Annotated in this window: 2 protein-coding genes; one reads left to right on the forward strand and one right to left on the reverse strand. The window is 33.3% G+C overall.

Annotated elements, in window-relative coordinates; translation table 11 throughout:
• Positions 1-621 precede the first annotated feature (621 nt).
• Positions 622-4,731, reverse strand: a complete 4,110-nt coding sequence (locus CN946_RS06370) for a S8 family serine peptidase (protein ID WP_176547230.1) — start codon at positions 4,729-4,731, stop codon at positions 622-624.
• Positions 4,732-5,351: 620 nt separating this feature from the next.
• Here CN946_RS06370 and CN946_RS06375 point away from each other — a divergent pair.
• Positions 5,352-5,537: a DUF7660 family protein gene (locus tag CN946_RS06375; protein ID WP_098860374.1), complete on the forward strand. Its 186-nt coding sequence runs from the start codon at positions 5,352-5,354 to the stop codon at positions 5,535-5,537.
• Positions 5,538-6,000: the final 463 nt, after the last annotated feature.

Raw genomic sequence — 6,000 nt, forward strand, 5'->3', positions numbered from 1 at the left:
GTTTTCTTAAGTATTGTCATTTTGTTATATCAGAACTAACTAATTTTCATGGTAGTTGAACAAGATCCACTTCAGTTCTCCATAAAAATTTTAAATATATATCCTTATCAGCAATGAAAAAAGGAACTTCCAGGAAAGATCCTTTTTTGCTGCTTGTTGAATTAACACATACTTTAGTTATGTATCTACTAAAAATTCTTTTTTAAATTTACTTTTAATCTCTTGTAATTTCTTTTTGTCACTCATTATATATCTTCCTTCCTACTATCTTTAATTATTTTCCGTCCAATTGTATGTATTTGAACAATTATCATTTTCTTATCTTCTTCCTTTACATTTTTTGGTACAATATTCACTGTAGCTTTACCTATGTATGTTAAAACTATATCGAAATGGATAAATTTTATACTTTAACAATTAGAAAAAAGGTGTAACGAAAAAAGAGGATAATAGGGATTCATAATCCGGCATATCCTCTTCTATCTTTTAATTACTTTTTTCTTTGTTTACTTTCTTTATGTCCAAAAAAACGGTAGCGCTCTACCACCCTTAATCACTTTTGATAACTTACTACATTCTCTTACATAAACTCCATTTAAGCTTGTCTATAATTTTTTTAACTTAATTTATCCCTAGTGCCAGTTTTATGGATGTAATTGTTTTTCCATTGTACTCTTTTACACCAGTTGGTGTATCTAAGACATAATCGTTTTCTTTTAAATAATTAGCCTCCAGTAACTTGAAGTCCTTTGCATCAATGGTACCATCAAAGTTAATATCAGCGTTGCGATTATTTGTTCCCCAATATTGTTGAAGCAAAATCACGTCATTAATATCAATTACATTATCTTTATTAATATCTCCTGCACTTTCTCTTACTGTAGAGTAAGAAACGCTTTCACCTACATGAATATCCCCATCTTTTCGGCCAATTTCCAATGGTGTGTAAGTTGTAAAATGGCCAGGAACATCTATGATGACTGTATATAACTGTTCTGTAAGTGGTAGGTTATTAAAAACGCTGTCTCCATTTGTTTGAATATCCCCATTGTATACTTGACCATTTGAACCTTGAGCTGTAGTTTTTGCACCTATTTTCGTGTAGTCAATTGCATAATTAAATCCGCCGTTTGCATTTAATAATCCTTGTGCATTGATTTTTGCTGTAGCTGTTGAATAGGCAGAATAGCTTGATAATAAACCTATCTCTGTATACGGGCTTACTGTTTTACCACTTAGATCCTTATACGAACAAGAATTTGAATTGACGAAAAAGAATATACTATTTACATTTACATATACTTTTGAATTCGTCTCTACTTTCATATCAAATAATGGCAAATCACCAGTTAAACCATCTCCAGGTGCTTTTATATTAATCGTATTCGATATACTTGTAGTCCCAGTTGAGGTAGCTGTAAATAGTGTTTCGCTTGATAAATCTTGATTTTTATTAAATATGACTGAATTAAAATATCTTGATGTGTAATCAAACTTGATTGTTAAGTCTTTTGCATTTTGTAAACCATGAGCATAGAATGTATAGGTTAACTGATCCCCCATTTTAAAGGACTCTTTATTTGGTTTCGCGTAAATATACTGTGTCCCTGGTTTCATATAATAAATGACTTTAGCGTTTGTTGAGTTACCAGCTTTATCAGAACCCACAAATTGGAGCTTATTTACTGCATTATAACCAGGATCGACTGAAATTTCTTTATTAAACTTGCCATTTTTATCGGCCTGGATCCCTAAGGCTGGAGAGTTGGGTCCGTACCAAACATTATTATTTGCTTGTGTAACATTTATTCCACTATCTTCCATTGCCTTTCCTTCATTATCGATAACACTTCCAGATAATGTTACTGTTTTTTGGCCAGGGGCCAATTCTACGAATGGAAGATCTCCTTTAGGTATAGCATTAGTATCATCTAAAGTGAAAGTTGGATTACTATTATCAATGAATCCTTGATCAGTCTTTGTATACTGTTTACCATCTAAATTTGTACCAATGACTTTAATTTTGTATAATCCTTCCGGTGCTTGGATAGAAGTATATCCAATAGGTTTCTTCGCACTCCCCGTAAATGGAAAATACCTTCCTGCAAACGCACTTTGAGCATATAAATCGGTGTCCATAGTTGCGCTAGTAACATCAATTGTTTTGATTAAACCCAAATCTTTATTTGTTTTCGGATCAACTAAAATAAAATCTAATGTTTTCATTGGTGAATTTAGTCTGAAATCTAAATCAGTATTATGAACGGTGAAAGGGTTATTTACGCGATTTGTAGTGAAACTTGGTGAGTGAACTTTGAAATATTCGAAACCTTCTTCCGCTAGTCGGAAGCCAAATGGAATTTGATAATTATCATCTGGGTCTTTTTCATTTACTATATGAATATATCCCTCATACGTACCTTTTTTAGCAGTTGTTGGTATGAAAAGTGATGCAGGGATTGTTTCCTGACTATTCTTTTTCATTTTTACATCTTCAGGTAACACTAATGAAACCCCGTTTTCTTCAGCATCTAAAGACCCTCTGACTCCAACGTTATAATCTACCGAAATATTATACTTCTGCATTTTATCAGTATGGTTTGTGATTAGTAGATTCGTTGTTTTTGTGATGTCATTTTTATCGATTGGAATAAAACCATAGCTAAGACCACCGGTTTGTTCATCAATCATTTCTTTTACATTATTTTTAATAAACGGTGTTTTATCTTGAACTGCCAGCTCAGTACGTGAATGAATCGCTTTATAAGGGTCAACTCTTCCTGCCCCTACTTCAAATACACTATAATGACCTCTTAATGGATCTGCTGTATTCATTAAGACCGTTTTCACATCTGCAGGTGTATAATCTGGATGTGCTTGTAAAAGTAATGCCGCAATTCCAGCAACATGCGGAGTTGCCATCGATGTACCCGACATTCTCAAGTATGCAGAGGAATAATCAGTAACATCATTTTTATTATTTATATAAGAAGGTACTGTTGATAAGACAGATACACCTGGTGCTGTAACTTCTGGTTTGATGTCATATAATGTACCAGATGGTCCTCTTGAACTAAAGCTAGCTAGTTCATCACCTGAAATTTCACCTTCTCCAATATCTCCTAACGTAACGGTCGGTGTACCATTAGCGAATAAATCATTAGCAGCCAAGCCATCTTTATTTGTCATTGAGAATACTGGGATATTGTCATTACTTTCTCCCAAATAATAAGGGATTTGTCCTTCAGTAGCATTGTTGTTATAGATGATAACACCCGCAGCTCCGTTTTGTTTTGCGTAATTCATTTTATCAATAAGAGCATAAGTTCCACGTGCGACGAATGCAATTTTACCTTGAACGTTTTTTCCAGTATAATCGGTTGCTCCGCCTTCTCCTACATTGACAACATCAAATGTTTTTCCAGACAAGCCCGCAAAATCATCTGTCCATTTTTTGGTCATCAATTGTAACGTACTCGCAGTGTCTTTACCATTTTCCACAAATTTACTTACAAATGTCGTTACCTTAGTTGACGCGGAACTCGCACCAACTGTTAATGCAAGTGCTGCTGCACCTGGTGAGCCTAATGTGTACATACCATCCCCAGAGTTACCTGCTGCAACTACCGCAGTAACACCGCTTAATACTGCATTATCGATCGCTAAACTTGTTGCTTCTAATGGATTGTTGAGAGAAGTACCCAAAGATAGGTTTATCACATTCATTCCATCTGCCACTGATTTATCGATACCTGCAATAACTGCTGAATTCTGACCTGAACCGTATGGCCCCAATACGCGGTAAACATATAAATCAGAATCAGGCGCTATTCCCGTAACTTTATAATTAGAATTATTTTTTGCTTGACCGGCGATTGTTCCTGATACATGTGTACCGTGGTCAGTATAATACGAACTTCCATTTAAGAATTCTGATTTTTTGGAAGCTTTCCATTGAGCATATGTAGTTTCCATTGGGTCACTATCATTATCTACAAAATCATAACCACCTTTATATGCACCTTTTAAATCAGGGTGATTATAATCAATACCGGTGTCAATTACACCGATCTTTATATTTTTTCCGGTATAACCTTCCTTATGCAATTGATCAATCTTTAAAAATGGTATACTATCAACCTTTGTCTGTGCTTCCTCATTTACAACTTCAACTGGTGGTTTAACTTGAATTGTAGTATCACTATAGACGGCTTTAACCATATCAAAATCTAACAATTGCTTAATCTGATTTGCAGGAAGTGTAATTGTAACACCGTTAAATGCATTCTGATAAGAGTATGTAATTTGAAAATTCTCTTTTTCAGATTTCACTTTTGTTCCGATCTTATCTTGTAGCTCCTTTTTAAACTGAGCATGTGACTTAACTACGTTTTCTTTCGCTTGCTCTAACGAAATCGATTCCCCTTTTGTAGCTTTTTCTAATTGTGCTACTTTTGCAGGAAGTTCCTTGAATTCTACAATCACCGATACTTCATCATCACTAGATAAGTCAATATCATCAGATAATCGTAGTCCGGTCTTAAATTCTGTGGAAGCTAATTGTTGCAAAGCTACTCGTTGTTCATCTGTTAGCGCTCGAAGAATATTCTCTGCTTCACTTGAAATAGCATACGCGGGCTTTTGGGTAATTACGGAAAAACCTAAAATACTAGTACTAGCTAATGCGAGCACAGATGTAGCCTGAAAAACTTTCCCCATTATTTTTTTCATTTTTATTTCCTCCTGTTTCATTCTAATAAATAGATTGAAAAAAGTGACATAATATTTTTTAAATTTACAAAAAAATCACTTAATTATCATTATAGCTTGTCAATCTCTTGAAGAGTATTGGGGAAATTGCACAAGAAGTTTGTCTGCATTTTCCGTCATAAATCGTCAAAAAAATAATTAAAATGCCACATTACGTAAAATGAGCAGAAAAAGGATATAAAATAAGTTAATTTAATATAGATTTTTACACATTTTCGACATATGTTTTGGGGTAATATTAGAACTTTACTAGAACAAGCAATTAAGAGAAGTGCTCTTTATTGTATTTAAAGCAAATACAAGTTTCGCAACATTAGCATCAACTGGTGAAATAATATCTTAAATCCTAATTCAAGTGGTGAGATGGTCTCGATGAGGTAATAGGAAAGTGAGCGTGGACTTGACGTATAAAAATAACTTCTGATCTTAGTATTTGGAGAGATTGGTTGGTTCATTCTTTAATAAACTATCTTGAAAATAAATTTCCGCATTCCACAAAAAAGTCAAAACTAAATAAGACGCTACTCAATTTTAAAAAAAAAAGAGAACGTCAAACATATAGACTAATGGGATAAAGAGCGATGGATAACGAAGATGAATGGGAAAATATCACACTGGAGGCATATATAGAAGCTATGGAGGCCTGGAAGACCGATTCAAATAAGATTGAGATACCAGACACACCGAATTGGAAGGTTTTCGCTTTAATTCTATTATCAGGAAGGTTTTATGAATACAAAATCTTGATTCAACTATTAGCTATATAAAATGAGTAGCTATTAGCATTTTGTTGAGGAAAGATAAACAAATAGCTAAAATAAATGTAAAACCTATTGCACCAGACTTTGAGTTAGGTTTGATTTATACCTTCTAATAAATGGTAAAGTAAACTACTCCCCTTACTTAACAATTTGGTCCGATTGTGGAATTTAGCTTAAACAAATATAAAAATACAATTCAATTTGTGAAGTTTTTCACTTAAACTAAACTGCCATTTAGTTTAAGTGTAATAATTCACAAACTTTTCTAAATTTGAACATAAATAACAAGCTGTTTTAGTTAAATCATATTAAAATGTCATTAAAGGATAGCATAAAGTATTTTACAGCATAATTGCAACATTTGAGTAAACTTTTGGTTAAAATCACAGTCTTCTTCTTTGAGTTTAGGTAAAATACAGCATATAATTTCCTAAATTAAAATAAAGCATGGTCAAGCCACTATTATTGT

This window comes from Bacillus sp. AFS053548 (genome assembly GCF_002575105.1).
Classification (GTDB): Bacteria; Bacillota; Bacilli; order Bacillales; family Bacillaceae_G; genus Gottfriedia.

What these genes read in the sequence shown, in the direction of transcription:
- CN946_RS06375 (WP_098860374.1), top strand. Translation starts at nt 5,352, where the DNA reads ATGGATAACGAAGATGAATGGGAAAATATCACACTGGAGGCATATATA.
- CN946_RS06370 (WP_176547230.1), bottom strand. Translation starts at nt 4,731, where the DNA reads ATGAAAAAAATAATGGGGAAAGTTTTTCAGGCTACATCTGTGCTCGCA.